The sequence below is a fragment of the Halococcus saccharolyticus DSM 5350 genome (assembly GCF_000336915.1).
Classification (GTDB): Archaea; Halobacteriota; Halobacteria; order Halobacteriales; family Halococcaceae; genus Halococcus; species Halococcus saccharolyticus.
In genome coordinates this window covers 106,807-133,387 of sequence record NZ_AOMD01000029.1, presented here as the reverse complement: position 1 = coordinate 133,387, position 26,581 = coordinate 106,807, and the positions used below count along the sequence as shown (strand labels likewise).

Genomic DNA, 26,581 nt, shown 5'->3' with positions numbered 1-26,581 from the left:
CGTCACACTGAATAGAAGCCGATGATCTCATCGGATTCGTTTCAGACGTCAAGTGGATGATGTCTCGTAACTGTGTGTCGCTATTGATCTTCAAGCTCAGTGCCAAGACCGAGCGCAGTCGCCTCACTATGACAAGCAGTAACGATTTGGAATCCGACTGGGCGACCATCCACCTCACCATAAGGAACCGACAGCGCAGGATGGCCAGTAGCGTCGAACGGTGCAGTGTGAGAAACCGTCCGTAGGAACGCCTCGTCATCAGTAACTGAGCCAAACTCCGGTGCTACCGTTGGCGTTGTTGGGAGAACGAGTGCATCGTACTTTGCTAAGGCGTCCTCTACTTCGTCGATGAACTGCTCACGAACACGCTGTGCTCCGATGTAGTGCTGCTCGCCCGAAGAGGCCAACAGGCCGCCATGTGTCAGGAGCTGTCCGGTAACGTTGTCGCCGAGTTGCTCCACCGAGAGATCATCAATCGCCGCCCGAAGCCGCTCGCTGTATCCCGTTCCTGTGCCGTAGACCTGTCCACTGTCGGCGATAAGATGGGCGAATTCTAGACCAACAGTCGCCAGTAGTGCTGGGGTTATCGTTCTGAAGGTCGGTAGCGAAACGCGATCAGTCTTCACACCAATGTCGGCGAGGGTTTCGGTGCCGGTGTCGATCTGTTTTTCGACCGCGTCGGCCGCATCATTCATCGCCTCGTCAACAACGCCGAGATGCATTCCCTCCATATCGGTTGGAAGCGCAATATCTCCGCGAGTTGGCATCCCTCGTGTCGAGGGATCGCGGTAGTCAGGCCCAGCAATGGTTTCGAACACCCGCCCTGTGATGTCAATCGACTCCGCCAGTATGCCGACATGATCGAGGGACGGTGCCAAGTCGACAAAGCCGAAGCGCGAAACTGCGCTATGGGTCGGTTTCAGCCCGACGACGCCACAGTATGACGCAGGAATGCGGACGCTACCACCAGTATCACTCCCCAATGCAGCGTCAAGGAGTCCCGCAGCGACCGCCGCGCCGCTCCCGCTCGAAGAGCCACCGGGAACGTGTCCTGGAGCAACGGGATTGTTAGTCGGTCCGTGGGCGCATGTCTCACCCGTCGTGAAGTACGCGAACTCGTCCATGTTGGTCGTGGCACGGACATCGGCACCGGCTTCTCCAAGCCGACGGACGACCGTAGCATTGGTTTCGGGCGTATAGGAGAGCGCTGCAGAACCACAGGTCATCGGAACCCCTGCAACGGCGATGTTCTCCTTGACACCGAGTTCGAGGTCTGCAAGCGAGTCGTTCTCCGCGTCGATCGGAAGCGAGAACGTGTGCCTGAGTGCGTTGAGATCGTCGTCAGCCTCGCTCACATCGGTCGCCGGCTCATCAACAGGATCGGTAGCTTCGAGAGCTTTGTACCCCTTCAGCATCGAGTTAAACTCGGCTGCATACTCTTCGAGGGCCTCATCGGAGAGGGTGATTCCATAGGACTCCGCTGCCTGCCCGATCAGTCTGAACGGATCACTGGACATCACAAGAACTATTTGACGGTTGTATATTAAGAATTGCTGCGCTGATTGCTCAGGAATTCTTCAACCACCCTGCTGATCCGCCTCTTCGAACGCATTGGTCATTTCGTCGGCGAGCTCGCCGGCTTCGATGTGCGAGTAGTGCTCGCGGACGACCTCTTCGGAGTTGTCGAGGGCTCGGGCGGCAGCCGCGTGCCCGGACGTGCGGACGAGAACCTCACCGGCACCGCGGCGAGCGCCGTGGGGCATCAGATAGGCGTGGACGTCACCGAGGTCGATACCTGCCTCATCACACACCCGCTTGAGGACGTGTCGCCCAGCACCGGTCGTCATCGACGGGGGCGTGACGTCGAATTCGGTGCAAACTTCGATCTGCGAGCGGTCCGTGTGCAGCTCTTCGATCTCCGTTGTGGTGTACCCGCGGGCGGTCAGCCCGTCGGTCAAATATTGCGAGAGCGTCGGGCGATGAAACGAGGGGAACACCGGCCAGTTTTCGTTCGGCGGGTCAAGGATTTTCTCGCACATCTGTAGTGGGTGGATTGCTGGCTGGGGGAGACCCCGATCGTCGAGACGCTGCTTTTTCGCGAACACTGTCGCATAGCGGTCTTCGAGGTGGATGTCCTCCCAACGAAGCCCCTGACGTCGCTCGTCGCTCCGATCGCGGAGGACCTCCGCACCACGCACTCCGGAGTACGACAGGAGGTACACCAGAGCACGGTCACGACAGGCTTTGATCGCTGCTTCTCGATCTTCCCCGATGTGGTCGATCGCGGTGCTGGCCTGCTTGTCGACAAATGTGGTTAGCTGCTGGCGATCTCCGTTGGACCAGGCCTGCTGGTCGCCGTTCTTGTGACCGCCACTGTCGGCAATGGTCGGTGAAACCGCTGCGGAGAGATACGGCGAATTCGCGAAATCCGCTTGCTTGACTTGTTTTTCTGTTCTCGATCATCGGGAACGGATCGCCGTCAATGCCGACTCTCAGCGCGTGTGTTTCAGGAATTACCGCTGCGGGGAACTCTTCGGTACCTGAGGTCGGTCAGGTAGATTGCTCATGCACAAACGTATTCGAAATCTATATCGATAGCCTAAAATTCGCAGACAGCTACACATGACGAATCAACTTAGCCGCCTTCTGAAGCGGTCAGAAGGGGCCTGATGTGAACAATCAGAAAAAGTCAGCAAACGATGATGTTTGGGATTACGATCACGTATACGTGAGAGAAGCGCGTGTCTTATCACGGTTCGTGATCTAATAGTAGATATTAGGAATGATTCGTTATGAACAGTGAAACCGTGGTAATCGGCGGTGACGGAGCCGTAGGAGAGGTGCTCGCGGGTCAGCTCGTCGGCACCTCGGCCGCGGTGGTGTTCCTCGACGAGGATGAGCGCGCGGTCGAACATGCAGCAGAGGCGGGTGCTGACGCTCGGGTGGGCGATCCGAGCGAGGCGGCCACTCTCGACCGCGAGGACATCGAGGAGATGGGTACTGCTATCGTTGCCTCGCAGAAGGACAGCCACAACTTGCTGGTCGCACAGCTTCTCCAACTCCGACGGACCGAGCGCGTTATCGCACTCGTGAATGATCCCAAGAATGTCGAGGCGTTCACTGCAGCTGGCATCGAACCGGTATCTGCCTCGACCGTGCTAGCCGGCGCACTCGACCGACAACGCCGTGGCGCCGAGATAGTCGAGACCGAGCGTTCGCTAGGTCAGGAAACAGAGGAGGATACGGCGAAGCGACACTTGGAGCACGAGGAGTCGACAGATGACCCGAAACACGAACGGGTCCGCTCAGATGGAGCGGGGGTGACATGTAGTGCCCAAAGAACTTGAACGCGACCTTGGGCTGGTTTCGGTCCTCGCTATCAGTATCGGTGCAATGATCGGGAGCGGTATCTTCATTCTTCCTGCAGTCGCAGTCGGGTACGCGGGACCAGCAGTCGTTCTCGCCTATATCCTCGCCGGGCTGGTTGTTCTCCCAGCGGCGCTCTCGAAATCCGAGATGGCGACGGCGATGCCCGAATCTGGCGGCACCTATGTCTTTATCGAGCGTGGCATGGGCCCGCTCTTGGGGACCGTCGCTGGTATAGGTACATGGTTCTCGCTGTCGTTCAAGGGCGGGCTGGCGTTGGTCGGCGGGGTTCCGTATCTCCTCTATCTGTTTGACGTTCCTCCGACGATTACGACCCCGCTGGCGCTCACACTCGCCGTGATTCTCGTTGTTGTTAACCTGTTTGGAGCCAAACAGACTGGCCGCGTGCAGGTTGCCATCGTTGCTGTCATGCTCGTCGCGCTTGGCTGGTTTGCGATCGGCGGGGTTCCATCGGTGCAGACGGCAAACTACGCAGGCTTTTTCCAGGGCGGTATTGGGGGGATTCTCGCAGCCACTGGACTCGTGTTCGTCTCGTATGCGGGCGTGACAAAGGTGGCCAGCGTCGCCGAGGAGATCGAGAATCCGAGTCGGAATATTCCCCTCGGCATTCTTGGCTCGCTCGGGTTCACCACGGTACTGTATGCGGTTATCGTGGTCGTCATGCTCGGTGTCACAGACACGTCGGCTATCGCCGCCTCGGACGCACCAATGGCGGTCGCCGCCGAGGCCGCACTCGGTCCGACAGGCGTCCTCGCTGTAGTGATGGCGGCGTTGCTCGCGCTGGTGAGTACCGCTAACGCGGGCATTCTCTCGTCTTCTCGGTATCCATTTGCGATGAGCCGTGATAACCTCGTTCCCAAGTCGCTCGGAAACATCAGCGAGCGGTTCAACACCCCAAGTGCCTCAATTACTCTTACGGGCGTCGTATTGCTGGTGCTCATCGCGTTCGTGCCGCTCGAAAGTATCGCCAAGTTGGCGAGTGCGTTCCAGATTCTCGTGTTCATTCTTATCAACATCGCCGTGGTCGCGTTCCGCCGCGGAACGATGGAATACGAGCCGACGTTCGAGTCGCCACTGTACCCGTGGATGCAGGGGTTCGGTGTCATCGGCGGTCTCGTCCTGCTTACGCAGATGGGGACCATTCCGCTCGTTGGGGCTGTCCTCATCACGGCCGGTAGCGTCACGTGGTATCTCTGGTACGCCCGCGACCGGGTGGACCGCGAAGGAGCAGCCATGGACGCGGTTCGGCGTGAAGTCGGCAAGCAGGCTGTCGACCGCACCCGCGACGCCGTCACCCCGACCGAGGGGTACGAGGCACTCGTGGCGGTTCCAGAGGACGTGGCCGCCTCACACGAGGGAATGCTTGTGGATGTCGCTGCGGACCTCGCAGTTCCCCAGCACGGCGCGGTATCGGTCATCCGATTCGACGAAGTGGCTGACCAGGTGCCGCTTGAAGCTGCCACCGAGCAATCTCCTACTGATATTGAATTCGAAGAACGGGCTGACACGCTTGCGACCGACCTCGATATTCCAGTGCGAGTAGGTGAGGTGGTGAGTCACGACACCCGCCATGCGCTGGCGAATTATGTCGAAGAGTACGACGTGGACATGCTCGTGATGGAACAGCAGCCGTCGCGGCTCCGCGAGCGAGTGTTCGATTCGGACATCGAGTGGGCCCTCACTCACACCGACTGTGACGCTGTCATCGTCAACAACAGCGAGACGAAACGCGACGAGATCGAGACCGTGACCGTGCTGACTGATGAAGGACCCCACGATCCGGCGAAAATTGCTGTCGCCGACGCGGTAGCGGCGGCTCATGATGCGGCGATCATATTAGAGTATGGCCGCGATGAGCCCGTCTCCGAGGAACAGCGCCGGACGCTCGCTAAATACCACGAGGAGGTCGCGGCACTCTGTTCTGTTCCGGTCAGAACGGCGTTCGTCCGCTCTGATGGCGGTGTGAACAGCGTCGAGAACGACGAGACCGACATTCTGGTCGTCGGTACTGAAGGAAAGTCGCTCGCCGACGGTGCCGACTGTCCGGTGCTCGTCGTGCGCCCGCGTGAGGAGACCACACCGGGATGGTTCGGGCGCGCACTCGAACGCTGGCTGCTGTAGGGAGACAGCAAATGCTTTCCCGAGCGGAGTTACGTACCCAGAGTATGTCGCGAGAGCTTGACGAACTGGACCGCTACATCATCTACCGACTCCAAAAGGACATCCTGGGAACGTCGGCGGCCGAAATTGCCGACGACTATGGCGTTTCGCCGAGCACGGTCCGCAAACGTATCGGTCGCCTCAAAGACAACGGCATCATTCACGGCGCTCACCTCGATATCGATTACGAACAAGCGGGCTATCAGCTGTTCACCATTATCTTTTGCACCGCTCCAATCCCCGAACGCGAACAGCTCGCCCAAGAGGCGTTGACGATCCCTGGTGTGGTATCAGCTCGAGAGTTAATGACCGGTGAAGAGAACATCCACGTTGTTGCTATTGGGCGCAATGGCGACGACCTTAGCCGTATTGGTCGTGACCTCACCACACTCGGTCTTGAGATTGTCGAGGAAGAACTCGTTCACAATGAGTACACCTGTCCGCTTCATTGGTTTGACAAGGAAGACAATGAGTTAGAAACAGTCGATTAATGGATAACGCTCATTTGTAGAACATTGTTGATGGAGAGCCCTCTTGCGGTTCCAACACCCCTCCAATGAATTGCGATTCGTACTGAGAGCTACTCTGTGCTCTGATTGCTACCTCCTCTTGGAGCGGGGAAGCTCTATCAACAGTCTCCCACAGATGAGCGTAGTACTAAACACCCTCGTAACGCTTCATTTGAAAATTCTGTGAATCGTGCAAAACGGAGCTACCAGGGCGCAAATGAGGCTGTGTCAATATCAGTTCTTTTCCGTTGTTGGCGTCTCTTTTCGATATGTCTCTCCCTTTGAATTCTCTGGCAGTACAGAGTCTGGCCTCAACGCCGGTGACAGCGGAGATGCTTGTTGTCTTTGCCCTCATTCTCCTCGCACTCGTCCTCTTTGCGACCGAATGGTTTCCGATCGATGTCACCGCCATCCTGGTGATGGTTCTGTTGATGGTGCTCGAACCGTGGACACAGATTTCCGCGCGTGAGGGAATCTCGGGATTTGCTAACCCAGCGACGATCACGGTGCTGGCGATGCTCATTCTAAGTACGGGGATCAATCGAACCGGTCTCGTCCAGTTGATCGGCCGGAAGATGGCTGCCTTCGCTGGGACCGACCGACGTAAGCAACTCGCCGCGACGGTCGGGGTCACTGGTCCAGTCTCTGGATTCATCAACAACACGCCGGTCGTCGCTATTTTGGTCCCCGTGATCGCCGATCTCGCACACGAGGGAAACACCTCTCCCTCAAAGCTGCTGATGCCGCTGTCGTTCGCGTCGATGCTCGGGGGAACGCTCACACTCATCGGGACGTCGACGAACATCCTTGCGAGCGATATCGCGGCCCAGCTCGGTGCGGAGTCTCCGGGGATCGGGTTACACGCGTTCGGGATGTTCGAGTTCACCAAACTCGGTATCATCGTCTTCGCCGTCGGTTCCCTCTATCTCATGACGATCGGCGTTCGACTGCTCCCCGAACGGATCCCCGCTGACGAGGACCTCGTTGAGGAGTACGCTCTCCAGGAGTACCTCGCGGATGTGGTCGTCCCGGCGAACTCGCCACTGATCGGCCAGACTGTCGGGAAGGCGCTCGGCGACGACGAGCGCGACATCGACGTGTTACAGCTGATTCGCTACGGCGAGCAGTTTGACGAACCGCTCGCTCGAAAAGAGATCCACGAAAACGATACGCTCCGACTCAGGACGAACCGAGAGACACTCGAGGACATCATAGATGCGGAAGGGCTCACACTGTCGGGCGGTCCGCGAACCGAGGACGACCTTCATCCTGAGGACGAAGAACCTGTGCTTGTCGAAGTTGTCATTCCATCGGGATCGTTCCTCGTTGGCGAAACGCTGGCAAGTTCGTCGTTCCGACAGCGTTACGACACGAACGTGCTGGCCTTTCGCACCCGTGGTGATGTTGTCCGGGACCGATTCGAGGACATCCGTATCCGTGTCGGAGACACGATCCTCGTCCAAGCACCGCCCGACAGCCTTACACGACTCGTCAAGAATGAGGATTTCATCGTCGCCCACGAGTTCGACAAGGTGACCTACCGAACCGAAAAGATTCCGTTCGCGGTCGGTATCATCGCCGGCGTGGTCGCGCTGCCGGCGTTGAACGTCCTCCCGATCGTGGTCTCAGCACTTGCCGGCGTCGTGGCGATGATCTTCACCGGCGTTCTCAAACCGACTGAACTCTATTCGTCCGTCGAGTGGAACGTGATCTTCCTCCTCGCAGGTGTCATCCCGCTCGGCATCGCCCTGCAGCAGACGGGCGCTGCAGCGCTGCTCGGGGGCGCCGTCGCGGCGACAGGAACGTTCCTGCCGCCAATCGTCGTTCTATGGGTGTTCTATCTCGTGACCGGACTGTTGACAAGCGTTATCAGCAACAACGCGAGTGTCGTGTTGATGATTCCGGTGGCTGCCAACGCTGCCCAGTCGATCGGAGCGAACGCGTTCGCGTTCGTTCTGGCGGTCACGTTCGCCGCCTCGACGGCGTTCATGACGCCGGTGGGATACCAGACAAACCTGTTCGTCTACGGGCCAGGCGGGTACAAATTCTCCGACTTTCTCCGTGTCGGTGCCCCACTACAGTTGCTCTTGTCGGTCGTTTCCGTCCTTGGCATCGCGTTCTTCTGGGGTGTGCGCGTGTGAGACGAACCGTTCTGCCCGAGATAGTGCGCCAACGTCACTACCTCCGACTGGAGGTGTCGTACGAACGTTGATTCACCTGGCCGTCGTACTAGAAGTATGGCCGAGTTTCCAGACGAACGACAGCTCGTACTACGGGCGCGCTCCCAGTTGGACCAGTGGACGAGGAATGCCCGGAGAGAGGCGTACACCGAACTGCTCGAAGGCGACGATCCTCTCCTCTCGCCCGAAGAGATGCAACTACTCGACGCGCTCGATTCCGAACTGGAGCGACAGGGCGGCGATGGTGTCTGGGGGACCGATCAGTACGGAATCCACACGGCGGGGACCTCAAGTTCGGATACCTCACTTGGCGTGGTCTGCGTGTACCACCCACAGATCACCAAGGATTCTGTCCTCCGCGGGGGAGACAGCCTCGATGACGAGACTGAAGAACGACTCAACACAGCACTCTGGCAATATAGCGAGCGCGTCGCGACACTCATCGAAGCAAAGCTCGACGAGTTCGTCCGTCAGACCCAGCAGTAAGCCCCGGTCAGATCCACTTTCGGGTGATCGTACGCATCTATTTTACTTCAGTGAGGGGATCCCGCCGTCGACAGCGCGGAGAATATCACACGCTGGCGGCGGAGTCGTTCATGAACTCGAACGCTATCTGCTTCGCTGTTTCCAAGTCAGCGGCGGTTCCAAGGTCACTGTCTCGCCCCGAGTGATGCACGTTGTATTCCCAGACGTTCGCTCCGTCGATGACCTCGTTGATGTATACTGCACTTCTGGTGTGTTCCTGGCGATAGAGAACCGTGGTATAATCCCGACCCATGAGTTCGTCGTGTGTTGTCTGCTCAGTTTCTAACATCCAATCTTCCGGAAGGTTCTCTTCAGTGCTCATGATTATTTATCGTTCGCTATAGGGTAAACCCTTCCGATGCACTGTATCGCCACGGACCGAACTCCCAGTTCAGAACGAACAGCACCTGTTACTCATTCACTCACCGCACCATGGGTTCTAAATTACTTGCCCACGTACGTTTATAACCAGCCGCTGTGAATCGATCGCTACCCGGCTGGCGTGCGCTCCCCATCCAAAAACAGGACAGGCTGGCATCCCCATCTTCTAACCGAATTTCTACCATCATGACACCATCATGAACGGAGGAACTCCACCTACTTCAGCCGACTAAGCTAATAGTGCCCGTATTCGCGGCTGTTCAAATCTCCAATATGGAGCCATCGATAGCGGACTGGAATCGAGATATTTACCCGCCGAGCCACCACCCGTACAGTCGTGCCTGCTCGGCGGCGTCTGAGTGCTTTTTCGATTGGCCGTAGGTCTTCCCCTTGAGCAACTGGCGTTCGACTGTGTTCGCTGCGAGACGGAGGGCGTGGGAGGCACCGTATCCCTCCCCATCTGCCGTGAAGTAGCCGCGGTCGGTGACCAGTCGAATCCGTGCCAGTACCAATGGCATCCCCCGGCTCCGTTCCTTGTGCTCCTGCAGTTCGATGCTGGCCTTGATCACGCTCATCTTACCGTACTTCGAGGTCACGCTCTCGATCAGCGCGGAGACGTCGTCGTAGTCCATCCCCTCGAGCAGGTCGATTCCGAACACCTGCACGGCGTTCCGGTCGTCGCGCTCCCAGGTGAGTGCCTCGATGACATCCGTTTTCGTGATGATACCGACCGGCTTGTCGGTGTCGTCGGCCGTGACGACGAGCGAGGAGATCTCCCGCTCGAACATCGTCTCGACGACCTCGTCGAGCGGAGCGCACTGCTCGACGGTCGCGACTGTGTCGGACATCAGATTTCTCACGGGCAGGTCCAGCATCCGGTCGGCATCGCCCTCGCGCGCGCCGAACCCGCCACGGCTCTGCCCCCCACCGCTGCGGCCACCGAAGCCGCTCGACGAACCTCCCTGGCTCTTACTGCCGCCCCGCGTCGTGAACTCGATGACGTCGTACAGGCTCAACATTCCCGCGAGGTCGTCCCCGTCGACGACCGGGAGATGGGCGATTCCGGCGTCTCGAAGCATATTGAGCGCTTTCCCGATCGTGGTTTCGGGGGTCGCACTGATCAGCTCCGCCGTGTAGGCGTCGTCGACAGTCACCGCGTCGAGAAACGGACGCACAGCTTCGAGGACGGCATCGCCGGTCACCACACCGACGGCACGGTCGTCATCGAGCACGGGGAGCGTTTTGGCGTCGCTACCGATCATGAGCCGCGCGACCTCGCGGACATCCTCGGTACGATCGACAGTCGGGACGTGCTGTACCTGTGAGCCGACCTTCGCAGACGGTTGGTTGGACGAGAAAGCCAGCTGTCGACGACTCACGACACCGCGATACTCGTCGTCACCTGTTACGATGACCGCATCGAGTTCCTGATTCTCGAACGCCCCGGCGACCTTCGAGAGCGGTGTGCCGACATCGAACTCCGTGAATTTTGCGGAGAGAATCTCTGAGATATCCATGTGTGTCTCTATTGGGAGGGGCGCTAGCCGGTTATACTTGTTCTACCACTTACATCTGAAGTAGCTGCTCTGTAGGATCGCTAGACGGGGCTTGATTTCGACGTCGCTCATCCCGACAAACCGTAACTCTCGTACTGAGTGTAGAGTTTGTACTGATAATGGATAGAGAACTATACTATTCCTGTTTCGAGTATTTGTAGCTACCCCAGCGGTTCCTCAATCTCAGATCGGGAAATCAGTTGGATCTGATCGGGAAACGATCTGTTGAGATCAGCATCGATGCATGAAATGACTATCAGATAGAATTTTCAAGTGAACTTCCCGGAGCCGCCGCTCGTGAGCGGCGGCGAACGCGTCGGATGCGTCGAGGGCTACCCATATTCACCGAGCGGTTGGTTCCAGTAGTTGCGGATCAGGCGGAACGTCCGCGGCATTCCGCCGTGGACTGGATATTGGCGTCGGTAGTAGTCGGCAAGGATGTACGCGAGAAACGTGCAATATACCTCGAAAAAGACACCGTTCAGCGTCATGCTGTGAAATCTTTGGATGTTCGTGTATTGTTTCAATTCACGAAACATAATCTCGATCAGCCACCGGACGCCGTAGATCAGCCCGATCTCCAAGGCATCAAATTCGTCGTGAGACAGTGTTGTGAGATAAATTTCGTCGTCATCATCGTCGTGCATGATGGTGACTTTCCGATACTCCCGTCCCACCGTTCCCAGTTCGATGTACTCGTCAGTGACCCGTACCTCTTCGCCATCTGGCTGTTCGTGTTCGAAGTCGTGGACTCGCTCCACGACTTCGTGTTTCGCATTGTCTTTGAGAGGTGTGACGAAGTCCATATCGTCGTTCTTCATACCAGCAAACCGACCGTAATTGACGTAGCCCTTATCGAAGACGAAAATCACCGAGTCGAGGTCCTCGTGGACCTCGACGTCGCCGGCGAGGACGGGAAACGCGTCCGATTCAGGATAATTCGCACGAGTGACAAACGCACCGAGTGGATGTTTCATGGCTGGATCGAGTCGAGCGGCAGTATGCAGTTCGATTCCACCATCTTCGGGACGAACGACGAGCTCGTCGTCGCCGGTGTCGACGACGAGCGTCGTTCTGAGTGGAAGACGTGTGGCATCGCAGCCGATGATCTGGCGGTCCCGAAGGTGTTCGAGGCGTTTGCGAGCGATTCCGGCAGGATGGTACAGAGAACGCTGCTCAAGGACAGCGGTCGCCAGGTCGACGACCGCTTGGTAGGGTCGGCGCGTGGTCAATTTCGAGAAGTGACCCTTGCTGATCGGTTCGAGATCGGAGTAGACATCGGTCTGTTGAGCGAGATCTTCGAGTGTGTTCGGATCAGCGATGCCCAACCGGAGACCGATTTTGACGTGTTCGAGAAAATCAATGCGATTCGAATGAAGACCGATATCGTATCGAGCGGCGATTTCCTCGCTGTCGACTTCGTCGAGCAGCGAGGTGAATCCATCAACGACGCGATTCTCTGCACCACCGCCGAACGTCGGAGCGCTGATTGCTGAACTCATGCGCTCAGTACGGTAAACAGGCGGTTAGTGAGTGGGGTTCAAATACTCGAAACAGGAATAAACTATACCGTAGGCCGGAAGTTTTGATACATCAGCGGAACAGTCGCCGATATGGCCAAGGGAGGGAACAAGATCCCCGACCTCACGAAACGTCGAGTCCGCGAGCAACTCGCGGACGAGACAGATCCGAAGGCGATCAAACGTCTCACCGCTGCTCGCGAATATCTCGAAGGACTCTCTCCGGCCGATATTGAGGACAAATACGGCTGGGACCGCCAGACCGTCTACAACTGGTTGAATCGCTTCGAAGAGCGCGGCTTCGACGCCGCGCTCTACGATAAATCTCGTCCTGGGCGTCCTTCCGAACTCAGCGACGAACAGTTCGAGGAGTTCACTGCTGTACTCCACGAACCTCCTGAAGAAGCTGGATACGACGACCCAGCGTGGAGTACAGCTCTCGCCCAGCACTACCTCATTGAGGCGTTCGACATTGCCTTCTCCCGCCGTCACACTCGCCGACTCATGCACAAGGCCGGGGTCTCGCCGAAGAGACCCCGGCCGGAGCCGGCCTCTGCGGATGAAGACGAACGCAAGGAGTTCGAAGAGACGGTCGAAAAAAAGTAGGCCACCGTGACGAGGACGCCACGGTCGTCACGATCGATCAGACGCGGAAAGCGGTTGGAGCGGATCTCTATGCGGCATGGTATCCGGTAGGCGAGAGGCCGACCGTGGGCGTGTCGGCCTCTCGCGAGGGTGTGAACCTATTGGGAGCAGTCACTGAGTACGGCGAGACGTCGGTGCTGGAGTGTGGCGGATCGTTCACCGGTGAGGTGACGATCCGCTTTCTGGAGCATCTCCAAGCGGAGTTCGGCGAGAAGCTGGTTGTACTGTTGGACCAGGCGACGTACTTCACCGCTGGGACGGTGAAGGACTTCGCCGCCAATGAACCGATTGAGCTGGTGTATTTCCCGACTGGATCGCCGGATCTGAACCCAACCGAAGAATACTGGCGTCGGCTCAAATTCGCCTTAGCAAACCGCTACTTCGGCAGTTGTGCCGAAATCCGATCAGCAGTCTGGACAGCACTCGAATCGATTAGTCTGCCAGGTGTCTATCAATATCTCTGTCTTTGAGTATCAGAGACGGTGAGATGATGGTATTCGATGTCATGGTTTGAAACGGTAGTTTCTCGCCAGATTGGCGGAAGCGGGGTGGTTTTGAGTTAGCGGCAGGGTGGCGAGAAGGTCAGCCGAAATGATCGTAATCTTCCTAGTAGGCGTACAGGAAGGGTTCACGCCGATTCGCCTTCAGTTTCCGTCGATGGTATCTGCTCTGACCCACAGTTCGGACACTGGTCGGGTTTCACAGCGAATTGTTCCTCACACTCCATACACTCGTAGTCCGCGGTTTCTCCCGCACCGGCATTCACGTCCTGTTTGAACTTCTCAGCTCGACGCCCCAGCTCCCTAAATACATCCTTCATTCCCATACAGGAGGCGATGGGGTGTGATAACCGTTTGTTCCGTCTACTGAATTCCCACAGCTTCAATCTGTTCCTGATACCGATTCCGGATCGTGACTTCGGTCACCTGTGCAACGTCGGCGACTTCGCGCTGAGTCTTCTTCTCATTACAGAGCAGTGATGCAGCGTAGATCGCAGCAGCAGCGTACCCAGTTGGTGATTTCCCCGAGAGGAGTCCCTCTGCTACGCTGGCTTCAATGACCTCGTTAGCTTTCGACTGGACTTCCTCACTCAGATCGAGCGCGGAACAAAACCGAGGAACGTACTTCTGTGGATCGGTCGGTCGCATTCCGAGTTCGAGTTCGCGGGCAATATAGCGATATGTGCGGCCGATCTCTTTTTGTTCGACGCGAGCGACGTGGGTGACTTCTTCCAGACTGCGGGGAATTCCTTCTTTGCGGCAGGCGGCATAGAGAGCACCCGTGGCGACAGCCTCGATGGAGCGTCCCCGGATCAGATCATCGGAGAGTGCACGCCGGTAGATGACCGAGGCAACCTCTCGAACCGAACGGGGCACACCAAGCGCACTCGCCATCCGGTCAGTCTCACTGAGTGCAAATTGGAGATTGCGCTCGCCAGCGTCTTTGGTTCGAACTCGCTCCTGCCATTTTCGGAGGCGGTTCATCCGTGTCCGTTTTTCGGCGGACAGAGAGCGGCCAGAGGCGTCTTTGTTTTGCCACCCGATGTTGGTAGTTAGCCCTTTGTCATGCATCGTCTGGGTGGTTGGTGCGCCAACGCGGGACTTGCTCTGGCGTTCTGCGTGATTGAATGCCCGCCATTCAGGCCCTCGGTCGATGTTATCGTCCTCAAGAATCAGTCCACAGTCCTCACAGACGAGTTCGCCTTGATCGGCGCTTTTGATGAAACTGGCCGATTCACACTCGGGACAGACTCGTTCGTCCTCCGTTTCCTGCGCTGGCTCCTCGGTTTCGGTGTTGCGCTCGCGCTGGCGAGTGGGACGTTCCATTATGATTTTACATGATTCATGCGTAAGCCCTTGTCGGCGCAAATGTAGAAAATGGCATATGAATGGCCGAGTTCGAACTGAGGCGTCCGCCACCGTTGACCGTTCTCGTGTAGTGAGAGTCTGGATTCACCCAAAATCATGAGTGGAAGTCGGAAACGGATGGCGAGTGCTGTCGCCCAGCGTGGTCGGGGAAGATAGCCGAGAAAGGCCTCAGTGACCGTCAATACGACTCAATTGGGTTCTGATTCGAGTTCCTCGGTTTCGGTGTTGCTCGTGTCGGTCCCATCGCTCAAATCATCCTCATCGCCCGTCGCGCTGCTTCTGTCGGGTTGGTCCATCTCCGCGATGATCTCGTCGGGGTCCTGGATGTCGCCGGTCGCCTCCCCGGTTTTGATCGCTTCGGCCTCCTGTTCCATCGCCTCGATGTCGAGTTCGGCGTCCTCGTCGATGTTGCCGATGATCTCGTCGATGTCGTCGAGTCCGATCAGTTCGCGAGTCTCGTCGTCGAAGTCGAGGCTGTCGAGATCCTGACCGTCCTCACGGACGTCGCTGCCGGTGAGATGCTTGCCGTACCGGCCGAGCATTGAGGAGAGCTCCTGGGGCAGGACGAACGTCGTCGATTCGCCCTGGCCGATCGATTCGAGGGTTTCCATCCCCTTGTCGATCACCGCACGCTCGCCCATCGACTCGGCGGATTTCGCCCGCAGTACCGTCGAAACTGCATCACCCTGGGCTTCGAGGATCTGGCTCTGCTTTTCACCCTGGGCGCGGATGATGTTTGACTGCTTTTCACCCTCCGCACTCTCGACCGCACTCCGGCGTTCACCCTGGGCTTCGAGAATCATCGCGCGTCGACGCCGCTCCGCGGAAGTCTGCTGTTCCATTGCTTGTTGGACGGTCGGTGAGGGGTTCACCTCACGGACCTCGACCGACTCAACTCGGATGCCCCACTCGTCGGTCGGTTCATCGAGTTCTTTCCGGATTTTCGTGTTGATTTCTGTACGCTTACTCAGGGTGTTATCCAAGTCCATATCGCCCAAGACGGCGCGGAGGGTGGTCTGAGCAAGGTTCAACACCGCGCGCTTGTAGTCGTCGACCTCCAGAAACGCTTTCTTCGCGTCCATTACCTTGATGTAAACCACCGCATCGGCGGTCACGGGCGAGTTGTCGCGCGTAATGGCCTCTTGACGGGGAACATCGAGCGTCTGGGTCCGCATATCGAACGGATAGGTTCGGTTGACGAACGGCGGCACGAAGTTGATGCCGGGTTGGAGCAGTTTGCGGTAGTCGCCGAACACGGTGAGCGCACGTTTCTCATAGGCGTTGACGATCTCGATCGCACTGTAGACAGTAATAATCGCGAGTACCACTACCAGTAGGACGATGATCGACGAAATCCCGATGTCGGCAACCTGGAGCAGAACGAGTAGCATTGTACGCAATTTAGAGATTCAGGCGTATAAGAACTCGCCCAGTGGGTGGGACTCTCAGCTCAACAACCAGCTGAACGTCATGGACCGATAGCAGTAGCGATACGGGCGCAGAATCACACTGGTAACGAAACACACGTTCGATTCGTTCAGTCTTCCCTGAGGCACAGATGGGACAGGATGGCGCATCAGCGACAATCTGGAAGATTATAGGGCCATCATGGGGACTTTTTTGCGCAGCGAGGTGAGCGTTCCTCGATCTTATGGAATGGCCCTTTATCTCATTCTTGTGCCCACCATGTGTTTGACTGAGTTCCTTGTGAGAGCTGGTGAGACACTGCGTATGCGACCCGTCTTGATAACAAGACAGCGCGTCTCAAAGTCACGTCGATCGCTTCAAGTGAGGGGTTGTGGCTGGAGAAAACATTTCGCACATCGAGCGCTGATGAGACTGCTCTGAATCGATCCGTTTGTCGTGCGCGTGATTACCGAAGTCGAGTCATCGCTTACAGCAGAACGACCTGAGCCAGCCCGAGGAAGGCAAAAAAGCCAAGGACGTCGGTCGCAGTGGTGATGAAGATGGTCGCCGAGGTTGCGGGGTCTTGGCCGAGCCGGTCGAGAACGAGTGGAATGAGAGCACCGAAGAATCCGGCGATAATCAGGTTCAGCACCATCGACACGCCGATGACCAGTCCCAAGAGTGGGCTCTGATTGAACACTGTGGCAATGGCAGCGACGAGTACGCCAGTGATGAGGCCGTTGGCGGCACCCGCGATGACCTCGTTGACGATAGCGCGCGTACCAGTTGCGAGCGAGACCTGTTCGAGCGAGATGCCGCGGACGGTCACGGCCATCGTCTGGGTGCCCGCGTTGCCACCCATCCCGGCGACGACCGGCATATACGCTGCCAGCACTGCAAGCGCCGCGATAGTGCTCTCGAACAACCCGACGACGGCCGCGGCCATGAACGCCGTTCCGAGGTTGATGACGAGCCACTTGTACCGACTGCGGATCTTCGTGAGGGGACCGTCAAGGACGCTCTCCTCTTCAGCGACGCCGGTGAACTCGTAGAGCGTTTCGCTGGCCTCTTCATCGATGACCCGAAGAATGTCGTCCGCGTCGATGACTCCGAGAATGCTATCATCGGTATCGAGAACGGCGACCATACTCTCTGGATTGGCTCTGAAGACTTCGAGCGCGTCTGTATCGGGCCTGTCGTACCTGACAGTTGGGGTTTCGTGGATGTGGTCAGTAACCTTGACAGACTCCCGGTCAGCCATCGCTAACGCTTGACTGGGCAACTCACCCAGTAGTTCGTCGCCGTCAGTGATGAAGATAGTCGGGAAACGACCGATCCGTTCCTCGTAGCGGCGGACACGCTGGGCGACAGCGTCGAAACTACTGCTGGCGTCGAGCGTTATATAATTGAGATTCATCATGCCCGCAGTGGTCTCTGGGTCGAAATCAAGGAGGAATCCGATTCTCTCTCGGCGGTCCTCGTCGAGACGCCGGAGAATCACTGCCTGCGTTTCCTCGTCAGTCAGTTGAAGAACATCTGTCGCCTCGTCAGGATCGATCCGACGGATAAATCGATGCAACTGCTCTTGGCTCATGTCTTCGATGACGGACTGCTGCACTGTCTCGGACAGCCGAAAAAACACACGTCTCCGACGATTCCGTGGGACGTCCTGAAATGCCTTCGCTGGCGTCGGTGAGGTGGCGATTGCTTGTTGACTATCAAACGAAGACGCGGCCATGTGTCACGAGACTTGTGGGACCTACTAAAACGGGTTTGTTCTACCAAACGGTTATGAGGCGTCTCGCTGGCTCAGTCTGTGACGAGCATTCGTTTCTTTGCAGACCACTCAGCGTGCGTCGAGACAGCGATCGTGTGCGGTGCCGTTAGGCGTTGGCCGACGGCGCTCACCCACAGCAATGCGCTCGTCACATCTTGCACATGTTAGAGACATGTTGTACGGCTATATCCGGCGTCTAGGACTAAGAGTGTTGTCAGTCGTAGAACCCCGACATCAGCGGTAGTACGTGCCTTTAGACACTATTTCGCGAGTGGATTGACCACAGCCTCAACGAGACGTTGGGGACGGAAAATGGGAAAGCACCGACTATCCACTCGGACCCGATTCGGTCAACGCTTTTCTGTCTGCAGGGTGTCATAGAACGGTTGGCATGGGTTTCAGATATCGGCCGATAGGTCTGTTGTCGCCGTTTCTGAATTACGGCGATATCGACTTCTTCTCACACCGTTTCTCAGGATGCCACTGTGGTGTATCAATATTTTGTAACACCTTGTCTTCGACTTGCCTCATTGGTCCGCTTCCTCAAAGGCGGTGGTCATCTGGTCAGCGAGCTCGCCGGCTTCGATATGTGAGTAGTGCTCGCGAACGACCTCCTCGGAGTTGTCGAGGGCTCGGGCAGCAGCTGCGTGTCCTGAAGTCCGCACGAGGACTTCACCGGCACCGCGGCGAGCGCCGTGAGGCATCAGATAGTCGCGGTCGTCGCCGAGTTCGATACCCGCCGCATCACAGAGCCGCTTGAGGACGTGCCTCCCAGCACCGGTCGTCATTGACGGAGGAGTAATATCGAATTCGATGCAGATTTCGATCTGCGAGCGGTCCGTGTGCATCTCTTCGATCTCGGTTTTGATGTACCCGCGTGCGGTCAGCCTATCAGTCAAACACTCCGAGAGTGTCGGGCGATGCAACGAGGGGAACACCGGCCAGTTCTGGCTTGGCACGTCGAGGACCTTCTGGTACATCTGTAGCGGGTGGAGTACTGGTTGGGGGAGACCCCGGTCATCGAGACGCTGTTTCTTGGCGAACACGGTCGCATACCGGTCTTCGAGATGAACGTCCTCCCAGTAGAGCCCTTGGCGACGCTCGTCGCTCCGATCGCGGAGGATCTCCGCGCCCCGCACTCCGGAATACGACAGCAGATACACCAGAGCGCGGTCGCGGCAGGCTTTGATCGCTGCCTCTCGATCCTCGCCGATATTGTCGATCGCGGTACTCGCCTGCTCGTCGACGAACGCAGTGAGCTGTTGGCGATCCCCAGCGGACCACGCTTGCTGGTTGCCACTCTTGTGACCGCCATCATCGGGAATCGGCTCGGTCGCGTTGCGCCGCTGGGCAACGTTCTCGGCGAGGTGGCCCTCGCGGACTGCCCAGCCACAGAACGCCGAGACGTACGCGTAGTACGTGCGGACTGTCCCCTCTGTCCAGCCCTGACGGGTGAGGTAGCGCGCGTACTCGCGTAGGTGTCCGGACTCCAGTTCGTCGAACGTCTCTACTGCGTCTTCGTGATCAGCGAGAAAGTCGACGAACCGATCGAGCTCTCGACTTGCGTCTTGGCGGTAGTTCCCGCTCTCGCCGCGCTGTCCTTTCCCCTTGTCCGTCAGGAAGTCCTCGATGACGGCGTCGATCCGCACCACGCTACGCACCTCCGTGGCGTTCGTTCGATCGATGGCCGTTCTCTGGGTGAGTAACCCGGGTTCTGGGTTGTCGCATCTGGTGTGCTGTGGGGGAGGGCGCGGTGGTCCGTAAAAGTACTCGTCCTTATTGGACTAAGCACGAGTAAATGGCATTTCAGCCAATTCCGCTGATTTCACTAACCTCAGGCCATTTGAACCCAGAATCTGCCTCCATACACTTTATAGTGGTTTATCGATTTCGCGCGAAGCGGCGACCTCGGTTCAGTTACTGGGAGTAAATCAACCATGCGATATCCCACGCGAGAGCCATTGTCACAGCCGATCACTTACTATAACGCTCAAGCGACTGCCACTCGTCGCGGATCAGTTCTTCAACACCGTGTTCGAGGATGGCTTCGCCAAGAGCACTCGCCCGGTAATACGAGAAGAGACCGCTACTATCCGGTTCTTTCCGTTTCCGATTTTGTACGAGGCCAACATCCACTAACTTGTTGAGATGGTAGTGAAGCTTGTTCCCCTCGATCTCAAGCGCTGTCTCAAGTTCTTTCGCACTCATGTCTCCACGGGCTTTGAGCGTCCGAAGAAGCCGAAATCGGATCTCGTCTCCAATGGCCCGCTGCATCGCGAGATACTCATCGAGTGAGAGAACACTGTGTTCGGGCAGAAGCGGTCCCGGTTCACTACCCTCCTCGGAGTGCGCCTCGGGCGAAGATTGCCCAGCCATGGATATTGGTTGGCCCCGCTCTGACTTAACGCTTCTTGACCCAACGATTGCTGGTAATCGGATTGTTTATATACTACTCCAGGGAAGGGCACCCATGCGTGATCGGCTGCTCGCTGAACTCGGCGAGGTGCCTCGGCATCGGTTCTTGGTATATCTGATGGGACCGTACAAAACATTCAGTCTCGAAGAGATGCTGGCTGACACCGATGTCAACACGGATTCCGTGAGTGTCGATTTCGGGAGTCTCACTGGCGATGCTGACACGGATACAACTGCCGAACAGACCGTGCTTGATCGGTTGATCCACGCTCGCGACCGCCTCCGCGTCGATCCTGGTGTGAACGCGTTTCTCGCGCTTGATGCCGACATTGATCTCGACGAGATGGATGCAGCCACCCAGAGTATCGCGTTCGCCCGAGCAAGCAATGTGACCGCCTTCATCGCCCCGAAGGTAGGCAAGAACCTCGGTGTCGGCATTGAAACCGGATCGGTCCTTGAAGACATCTTCCGCGACCAGGAACAGAATAATGAGACGGCACTGAATACTCGTGCCGAACGCGTCGTCTTCGTTCATGAAGCAGGCGTGCGGAGCGCGATGATCGGGTCGATCTCGCGGCGGTGGGATGCGACGATTTACTCGTATGAGACTGACGAGGATCTCGTCAGACGGCTGCGAGAATTCGTCGCAAACGTGATACGGCGGGAGCTGACAGGTAACCTTCCCTCGCTTGACGACGAGACCGATGAAACATGATCAGAAGGTGCTGTGTGGTATTCACCCAGCACAGGTCAGTCGTCTAAGAGCGCCGTCTCGACGAATCTGCCCGTGCTACGGCGGATTCGGCCGCCGATGGCAGTTGGGGACAAACCGAGTTTCGCGGCAATGTCAGCGAGATCGGCTTCGCGCGGCTCCTCGAAGTAGCCGTTCTCATAAGCCGTCACCAGCGTAACGCGCTGGGCCTCAATCATCCCTGTCGGCTCCCCGCCGTTCCACTCGTCCTGCTGGAACATCTGCTGGAGAGTGAACGAGATGCCCTCTTCGTCACAGTAGTCAGCAACCGCGGCTCTTCGAGCAGTTGAGAAGCCGACATGAGTCCGTTCATCGCGCGTTCTGGGTCCCCTCTGCTTTCGCCATACAATACATAAATCGTGTACTGTGTAATGACACTTGTGCAGCCGAACGTTTTTCCAGCTTTGTAGTATCAGGAATTAGTATGAACCGCGTTCTGGGAACCGGGATGGGGCTAACAGTTCTCGGACTCTTCGGCTACATGGTTGGCGTACTCTCACCTTATCCTGGCCGAGCAGTCTCGATTACAGGTGTCATGGCTGGGGTAACGCTGACTGTGATCGGAGTCTGGGGGGCACAGGAAGCTATTGAACCATGATCACTGCAGTCTCTTGTAGCACTAATGATACAACTGAGCACAATGATATTGCGGCGGCGCGGCAGGATTCAGGGGTAACATGGGTGCGCGCAACCAACACGACTCCCAGAGAGCAGGAACTAATTCGAGAAGAATTCGGTATCCATCCCCTTGCAACCGAGGATGTCCTCAACACCGTTCGGCCTAAAACTGAAGAGTATCCTGAATACACGTTTGTGCTTCTCAAAACCGCGTCTCTCGCGGCAAAAGAAACAACTTTTCGCGACGAGCTCGACACCGATCCGATTGGTCTATTCATCGGCCGAGATTGGTTAGTTACGCTCTCAGTATCCCCAATTAAGGTAGTTGAGCAGACCCAGCGGACGGTCATTGATAATCCCCAAGCTCTCCCTGAACGAGATGCTGATTTCATCGCGTATTTGATCGTCGATAAAATAGTCGAATCATACTTCGATGTACTGGATCAGCTTGAGATTGAGATCGAAACAATCGAAGAGCAAATCGTTGAAACGACAGATGCGGACGTACTGACTTCTCTTAATGAAGTCCGACGTGAATTACTCTCATTTCGTCGCTTGCTCTGGCCCTCACGTGAAGCCGTAGGGGTGCTTGCTCGCGGTGATCCCACTCAAACTCGGGCAATTACTGAGAAGTATTATCGTGATGTCTATGATCACCTCGTTCAATTGGTGGAGCTTACTGAGACCTACCGCACTCTCGCAAGCGGAGCCCGTGATATCTATCTCAGTACGCTTTCTCAGTCAACCAACGAAGTAATGAAGACGTTGACAGTTGTAGCAACGATTGTTCTGCCACTCACCCTCGTGGTCGGTCTGTATGGGATGAACTTCGAGACGATGCCCGAACTCAGCTGGTCTCTTGGGTATCCGGCCGTCCTTTTTGGAATGGTCGTGATATCACTAACCATTGTCATATATTTCCGACGCCAAAACTATATCTGAGCGGATGATTCCCATCTGCACGAGGTTGTCCGTCGAGAAGAGCACTATCTCAAATCACATTTCAGACTCCGCCATTGAGCGCAGGCGATATGTGAGATACGCGACCCATTTCGCACGCTGCATCCCCAACTGGTGGGAAAACTCGGCCAAAGCTGCGGGTCATGTAATAACCTCCACAATTCCCGATGGCGCTGTTTCAGAGCACGATTTCTACACGAAATTACCACGGGAGTGAGTGTGGACTATCCGACACTAGAGGGCGCGTCACTGTCGTGCGCTTCGGTGAAATTGATATCGAGACGATCCCCACGGGAATGTCGGTTGCGTGGTCGATGGACAACTTCATCGAACGGCCAGCGATCGCCCACTGGATGACGGAACTCAATCGGACGGGTGACGTCCCGGAGACCGAGGTGACGGCTGACAATATCGTGGGGGAGACGGTAGCCGAACTGGGAGCCGAGCTTCCAGAGAATTGTTATCTCGCACTCATTAGTTGGAACGAGGAGAATCGGCTTGCCCATGCGGACGACGCTCTCGAGAGAGGCGACCACATCACCTTTATCGGACGGAGAGAGGCAGTCAGAGAGGCGATCAAACACTGTCATCCGGAATGAGTGTCGAGTCGGCGCAACGGCCGCCGGTTCTTGTCGTCTTCCGCACCTTGCTCGCTCGGTATCCTTATCAACTCGAAACGGGACAGGTTTGTGGGAAACAGCGCGAATGGCACTGACACAGTGCCACCAGACGTTACTCTCGCTCGTACTCGACAAGTTCGATCCGCTGTTCGAGGTTGCCGTTCTCGTCGTAGAAGGCGACGTAGGGTGCGCTGCTGAACGCCTGCTGGGTGCAGGTTTCCTGGGTGAGCGTCTCGTTCACCCGTGACTCGATGACGTAGCACTCAACGCCCGCATACGAGTCGGTTCCGGTGACCTCGATGTGCATCGATCCCTCAGCCGATTGCTGAGAGAACTCGTTACCGACTTGGAGGTCTTCGCCGCCGCTGAGCATCCCGGCAGTCACCCCTCCGAGTCGGATCGCAGTGAGGTACGCGTAGGCGGGTGAGGTGGCAATCTGTGGTTCGACCTCACCGACTGGTCCGGTAACGGTTGACTCGAAGGATTCCTCGCCAAGGTCGTACTGGAAGCTCACCGTCGCCTGTCCGTTTGAGACCTCAGTGGTCTCAAAACTCATGCTCCCGGTGCCCTCCTCGGCTGATTCAATCTCGAAGACATACCGACCCGGCTTCGAGAGGTTGAACCACTCCTCTTCACTATCGAGCGCACTGCTGACCGAAGAACTGTCCGCACCGCCATTACTGGAGGTGGTGTCGTCGGCGGTGCTATCATTGACCGTGACATCATCGGACGATTGGTTGTCTCCATCGCCAGCCTCACTATCGTCACTATTGACTGTAGTGGCCACGTCGTCATTTGCGCCGTCGTCGCCAGCTCCATCCCCACTCGGAGTGTCGGCCTCGGCGACGCCGTCGCTCGCACTGTCGTTCCCGCTGTCGCCACCGAGGCCGCTAATACCGGCACAGCCCGCAAGGACAACCGCGAGAGCTAGTCCTAACGTCATAAGCACCCGTGCGTTCAGGCGTGTTCGTCCGCCGATCCCCTGTCCGTTCGGTTTGTCGTGTTGCATTGTCGTCTGTCCGTAGTTAGGTCCCTTTGAGGGCGAACGACTCGATGATTTGCGCGGCGACCGCTTCGAGCCGGTCGTCGTCGTTCCAGTCCACCCCGAGGGTGTAGCCGGTCGTGCCGTCGAGAACGAAGAGATACGCGAGTTGCCAATACTCGTCACACATCCCGTTCCGATAGGCGTATTCGACCGCCCGGCCGGTTTCACCGCTTTCGAGCGCGATATCCCGCCGGTCGAGTGCCTCAAGCGCTTGAACGTGTCCGTCGGCTGCGAGGTCGTCGACAAAAGCTGCGACGTACTCCCCAAGCGTGAGGTTGAGGTCCTCGTCGACGTAGACTACCGCTCCCGCCGAGCCGACCCGGGCACCGAACGATGCCCCACCTGGCGCCTCCGGCTCAACCGTCCAGTCTGCGGGATAGGTAACCCGGTAGCCGTACTCGTCGTCGGTGTGCGTCCTGAACGTCAGTTGCCCGTCCGATTCGTCTTCGTCCGCACCGCCGTCACTGTCGATCCCGTCGCCGCTGTTGTCGGGCCGACCGTTGCCGGAACGTTGAGCGGCGTTCGCGCGTGTCGCCCTCGTGGCGACGGTCCGACCCGCTCGGCCGTTGTCTGGCCGTTCGGCCATATCTATCATCTCCCCACCCGATTCGTGGTTGTTCATCGCTTCTCAGACCAACTTGTCGGCGATGCCCGCCGCTACCGGAAGCCGGGGTGTCTCGCCCTGGTAGGCCTTGACCATCAGGTAGACCCACGCGGCGAACCCGCCGACAGCAACAACGAGCCAGACTAGCCCGAGGATCAGCGAGAACAGACTCCCGACAAGGAACATTCCCGAACTCCCGCCGAACGACGCTACCGATACAACCGTCCCGAGGAAGGTGAGGGCGATGTAGGTCACAATGAGCAGCCCGTTGAACGCCATGCTCTGAGCGGCGTGCCACCGCACGAATCGGTCGTCCTTCTCGATCAGGAAGAAGATCAGTCCCGAAACGATGCCGAAGAGGTATGATAGTGCCCCCGCAACGTTGCTGTCTAGTCCCGATTCGCTCTCCACAGCCGGTGCCGCGGGCTCTCGTTCGATGTCTTGTGTGCTGCTTGCCATTGGTTTCTCCACTTGTGTTCCATTCGCCCGCGCGAACGGCGGCGGGGTTGTCCGCCTCAGCCATGTAGAAGTGCGATAGTTGATTATAGTCATTGGCTGAGATTTTCCCATAGAGTGGTGCTGTCTCAGACTCTGAAACGGATTTTCTGGCAAGGCACGTCTTTCCTTCATCATTTGAGAAGATCATCTCTAAGTATAGATACTACTCAATCTTTCACATAGTCTAAATAATTATCATTCGAAGAAACATCTATTACGAGCGAAGCAGGCGTTTACACTACGATGAACACCGAGCGGCTCATAGAACTCATCAGGCGGGCCCCGGTACTCGAAGCGCTGCGGGAGGAGGGCATGATGGATCGACGAGAGTTAGAGCAGCATCTTGATGTCTCGAAATCCACCGTTCATCGGTTTACTCGATTTCTTCTAGAGAACGGTCTCATCGAGCGGGCAGGGGGTGAGTTCGTGCTTACGCCGTTGGGCGAGGTGAGTGCAGAGGAGATCGCCGCGTTCGACACTTCCATTCAGACAGCGTGGCAGCTCGCACCGGTATTAGAAGTTGCTAACGCACACGGCGTGGATATCGACCTAAAAGCGTTCGCTGACGCGACAGTGACAATCGCCGCACCCGGCAACCCCTACCGTCCGGTGAATCGATTCATGTCGCTAGTGAGTGAGACCGACTCCCTCCGTGGTCTTGATCCCGCCTCGATTAACCCGCTGCATATGGACGATATCTACCAACGCATCGTTGATGGTATGGAGACCGAGGCCGTCTTTCCGCCAGCAGTCATCGAGAATATTTTGACGTCGAACCCCGAGCGGGCAAAGACAGCGTTCGAAAGTGGAAACCTCACGCTTCGGGTTCACGATGATCTGCCGTTCGGGCTAACCCTCTGTGACAACCGAATTGGAGTTGGCATCTACGACGAGGACACCGGGTTGTTACGGACATACGCCGATACCGATGCACCCGCCGCGCATGAGTGGGCCGAAGCAGTTTATACGACCTACCGCGACGAGGCGACCCCGTTCACGGACCACGCGGAACTTTTCGACTTATCATCTAATCAAATACTCAATGTCGATAGCAACTAAATCATCAGGTTGAAGATAGTTGAGTGATACCAAACTACATTCATTGAGCGTGTCATAGAAATCGTCACCCACGTCAATGGCAGGCCGAGAATTAGT

The 26,581-nt window shown here is 57.2% G+C and carries 25 protein-coding genes and 1 pseudogene; 11 read left to right on the top strand and 15 right to left on the bottom strand.

Translation table 11 applies throughout. The features are described from left to right. Positions 1-80: 80 nt before the first annotated feature. Both C449_RS13660 and C449_RS13655 read right to left on the bottom strand, forming a co-directional pair. Positions 81-1,517, bottom strand: coding sequence for an amidase (locus tag C449_RS13660; RefSeq protein WP_006078628.1), 1,437 nt, complete (start codon positions 1,515-1,517; stop codon positions 81-83). Positions 1,518-1,577: 60 nt separating this feature from the next. Beyond that, positions 1,578-2,384, bottom strand: a pseudogene (locus C449_RS13655) (integrase); the annotation flags it as partial. Positions 2,385-2,792: 408 nt separating this feature from the next. Between C449_RS13655 and C449_RS13650 the strand changes: the two are divergent. From C449_RS13650 to C449_RS13630, 5 genes are all read left to right on the top strand, one after another. Beyond that, on the top strand, positions 2,793-3,347 hold the full coding sequence (locus C449_RS13650) for an NAD(P)-binding protein (protein WP_006078626.1): 555 nt from the start codon (positions 2,793-2,795) through the stop codon (positions 3,345-3,347). Beyond that, a complete protein-coding gene (locus C449_RS13645; protein WP_049914240.1) occupies positions 3,331-5,508 on the top strand; it encodes an amino acid permease in 2,178 nt (725 codons plus the stop codon). Before C449_RS13650 ends, C449_RS13645 begins: the two co-directional genes overlap by 17 nt. Before the next feature lie 44 nt (positions 5,509-5,552). Further along, a complete protein-coding gene (locus C449_RS13640; protein WP_006078624.1) occupies positions 5,553-6,038 on the top strand; it encodes an Lrp/AsnC family transcriptional regulator in 486 nt (161 codons plus the stop codon). A gap of 350 nt (positions 6,039-6,388) precedes the next feature. After that, positions 6,389-8,197: an SLC13 family permease gene (locus tag C449_RS13635; protein ID WP_006078623.1), complete on the top strand. Its 1,809-nt coding sequence runs from the start codon at positions 6,389-6,391 to the stop codon at positions 8,195-8,197. A 96-nt stretch (positions 8,198-8,293) separates the two neighbouring features. Beyond that, positions 8,294-8,722, top strand: a complete 429-nt coding sequence (locus C449_RS13630; protein ID WP_006078622.1) for a DUF7539 family protein — start codon at positions 8,294-8,296, stop codon at positions 8,720-8,722. 85 nt (positions 8,723-8,807) lie between these two features. Here the strand turns inward: C449_RS13630 and C449_RS13625 are convergent, their stop codons facing one another. From C449_RS13625 to C449_RS19015, 3 genes are all read right to left on the bottom strand, one after another. Then, positions 8,808-9,083 carry a hypothetical protein gene (locus tag C449_RS13625; RefSeq protein WP_006078620.1) on the bottom strand — a complete coding sequence of 92 codons (276 nt, stop codon included), beginning with the start codon at positions 9,081-9,083 and terminating at the stop codon, positions 8,808-8,810. Between the two features lie 367 nt (positions 9,084-9,450). After that, positions 9,451-10,659, bottom strand: coding sequence for a CBS domain-containing protein (locus C449_RS13620; protein WP_006078619.1), 1,209 nt, complete (start codon positions 10,657-10,659; stop codon positions 9,451-9,453). A gap of 371 nt (positions 10,660-11,030) precedes the next feature. After that, entirely contained in the window at positions 11,031-12,200 is a 1,170-nt protein-coding gene (locus C449_RS19015; protein ID WP_152415727.1) for an IS4 family transposase, read from the bottom strand. A 111-nt stretch (positions 12,201-12,311) separates the two neighbouring features. Between C449_RS19015 and C449_RS17575 the strand changes: the two genes are divergently transcribed. Further along, positions 12,312-13,333, top strand: a protein-coding gene (locus C449_RS17575) for an IS630 family transposase (protein ID WP_152415726.1) whose coding sequence is annotated in 2 segments (ribosomal slippage) — positions 12,312-12,803 and positions 12,806-13,333 — 1,020 coding nt in all. Because the reading frame shifts where the segments join, the coding sequence is not laid out codon by codon here. A 158-nt stretch (positions 13,334-13,491) separates the two neighbouring features. Here C449_RS17575 and C449_RS13595 read toward each other — a convergent pair. The 6 genes from C449_RS13595 to C449_RS13570 form a co-directional block, all read right to left on the bottom strand. After that, a complete protein-coding gene (locus C449_RS13595; protein WP_006078613.1) occupies positions 13,492-13,683 on the bottom strand; it encodes a hypothetical protein in 192 nt (63 codons plus the stop codon). Between the two features lie 43 nt (positions 13,684-13,726). Continuing rightward, on the bottom strand, positions 13,727-14,689 hold the full coding sequence (locus C449_RS13590; RefSeq protein ID WP_049914236.1) for a transcription initiation factor IIB: 963 nt from the start codon (positions 14,687-14,689) through the stop codon (positions 13,727-13,729). Positions 14,690-14,919: 230 nt separating this feature from the next. Continuing rightward, positions 14,920-16,122, bottom strand: a complete 1,203-nt coding sequence (locus tag C449_RS13585) for an SPFH domain-containing protein (protein ID WP_006078611.1) — start codon at positions 16,120-16,122, stop codon at positions 14,920-14,922. A gap of 503 nt (positions 16,123-16,625) precedes the next feature. After that, a complete protein-coding gene (locus tag C449_RS13580; RefSeq protein WP_049914235.1) occupies positions 16,626-17,876 on the bottom strand; it encodes a magnesium transporter in 1,251 nt (416 codons plus the stop codon). Between the two features lie 566 nt (positions 17,877-18,442). Then, positions 18,443-19,567: a tyrosine-type recombinase/integrase gene (locus C449_RS13575; RefSeq protein ID WP_049914234.1), complete on the bottom strand. Its 1,125-nt coding sequence runs from the start codon at positions 19,565-19,567 to the stop codon at positions 18,443-18,445. Positions 19,568-19,889: 322 nt separating this feature from the next. Further along, positions 19,890-20,291 (bottom strand): helix-turn-helix domain-containing protein, encoded by a 402-nt coding sequence (locus C449_RS13570; protein ID WP_049914232.1) that lies wholly within the window; start codon positions 20,289-20,291, stop codon positions 19,890-19,892. Between the two features lie 94 nt (positions 20,292-20,385). Here C449_RS13570 and C449_RS13565 point away from each other — a divergent pair, with 94 nt between their 5' ends. After that, positions 20,386-21,045 (top strand): DUF7509 family protein, encoded by a 660-nt coding sequence (locus tag C449_RS13565; protein WP_049914230.1) that lies wholly within the window; start codon positions 20,386-20,388, stop codon positions 21,043-21,045. 35 nt (positions 21,046-21,080) lie between these two features. Here the strand turns inward: C449_RS13565 and C449_RS13560 are convergent, their stop codons facing one another. Beyond that, the gene (locus C449_RS13560) at positions 21,081-21,302 is read right to left on the bottom strand and encodes a helix-turn-helix domain-containing protein (RefSeq protein WP_006078605.1); all 222 of its coding nucleotides are present in this window, start codon (positions 21,300-21,302) and stop codon (positions 21,081-21,083) included. A 203-nt stretch (positions 21,303-21,505) separates the two neighbouring features. Between C449_RS13560 and C449_RS18385 the strand changes: the two genes are divergently transcribed. The 3 genes from C449_RS18385 (at position 21,506) to C449_RS13550 (ending at position 23,258) form a co-directional block, all read left to right on the top strand. Continuing rightward, positions 21,506-21,679: a hypothetical protein gene (locus tag C449_RS18385; RefSeq protein WP_169316470.1), complete on the top strand. Its 174-nt coding sequence runs from the start codon at positions 21,506-21,508 to the stop codon at positions 21,677-21,679. Continuing rightward, complete coding sequence (gene corA / locus C449_RS13555) at positions 21,676-22,641, top strand: magnesium/cobalt transporter CorA (RefSeq protein ID WP_006078604.1); 966 nt, start codon at positions 21,676-21,678, stop codon at positions 22,639-22,641. Before C449_RS18385 ends, corA begins: the two co-directional genes overlap by 4 nt. Before the next feature lie 272 nt (positions 22,642-22,913). After that, positions 22,914-23,258, top strand: a complete 345-nt coding sequence (locus C449_RS13550; protein WP_049914229.1) for a TrkA C-terminal domain-containing protein — start codon at positions 22,914-22,916, stop codon at positions 23,256-23,258. A 133-nt stretch (positions 23,259-23,391) separates the two neighbouring features. On the opposite strand, the gene C449_RS13545 is transcribed toward C449_RS13550, so the two are convergent. From C449_RS13545 to C449_RS13535, 3 genes are read right to left on the bottom strand one after another with little or no spacing between them, the layout of a single operon-like run. After that, the gene (locus C449_RS13545) at positions 23,392-24,288 is read right to left on the bottom strand and encodes a hypothetical protein (RefSeq protein ID WP_006078602.1); all 897 of its coding nucleotides are present in this window, start codon (positions 24,286-24,288) and stop codon (positions 23,392-23,394) included. 16 nt (positions 24,289-24,304) lie between these two features. Continuing rightward, a complete protein-coding gene (locus C449_RS13540) occupies positions 24,305-24,910 on the bottom strand; it encodes a hypothetical protein (RefSeq protein WP_241430125.1) in 606 nt (201 codons plus the stop codon). A gap of 42 nt (positions 24,911-24,952) precedes the next feature. Next, on the bottom strand, positions 24,953-25,387 hold the full coding sequence (locus C449_RS13535) for a DUF4870 domain-containing protein (RefSeq protein WP_006078600.1): 435 nt from the start codon (positions 25,385-25,387) through the stop codon (positions 24,953-24,955). 282 nt (positions 25,388-25,669) lie between these two features. Between C449_RS13535 and C449_RS13530 the strand changes: the two genes are divergently transcribed. Beyond that, a complete protein-coding gene (locus C449_RS13530) occupies positions 25,670-26,485 on the top strand; it encodes a helix-turn-helix transcriptional regulator (protein WP_006078599.1) in 816 nt (271 codons plus the stop codon). Positions 26,486-26,581 lie beyond the last annotated feature (96 nt).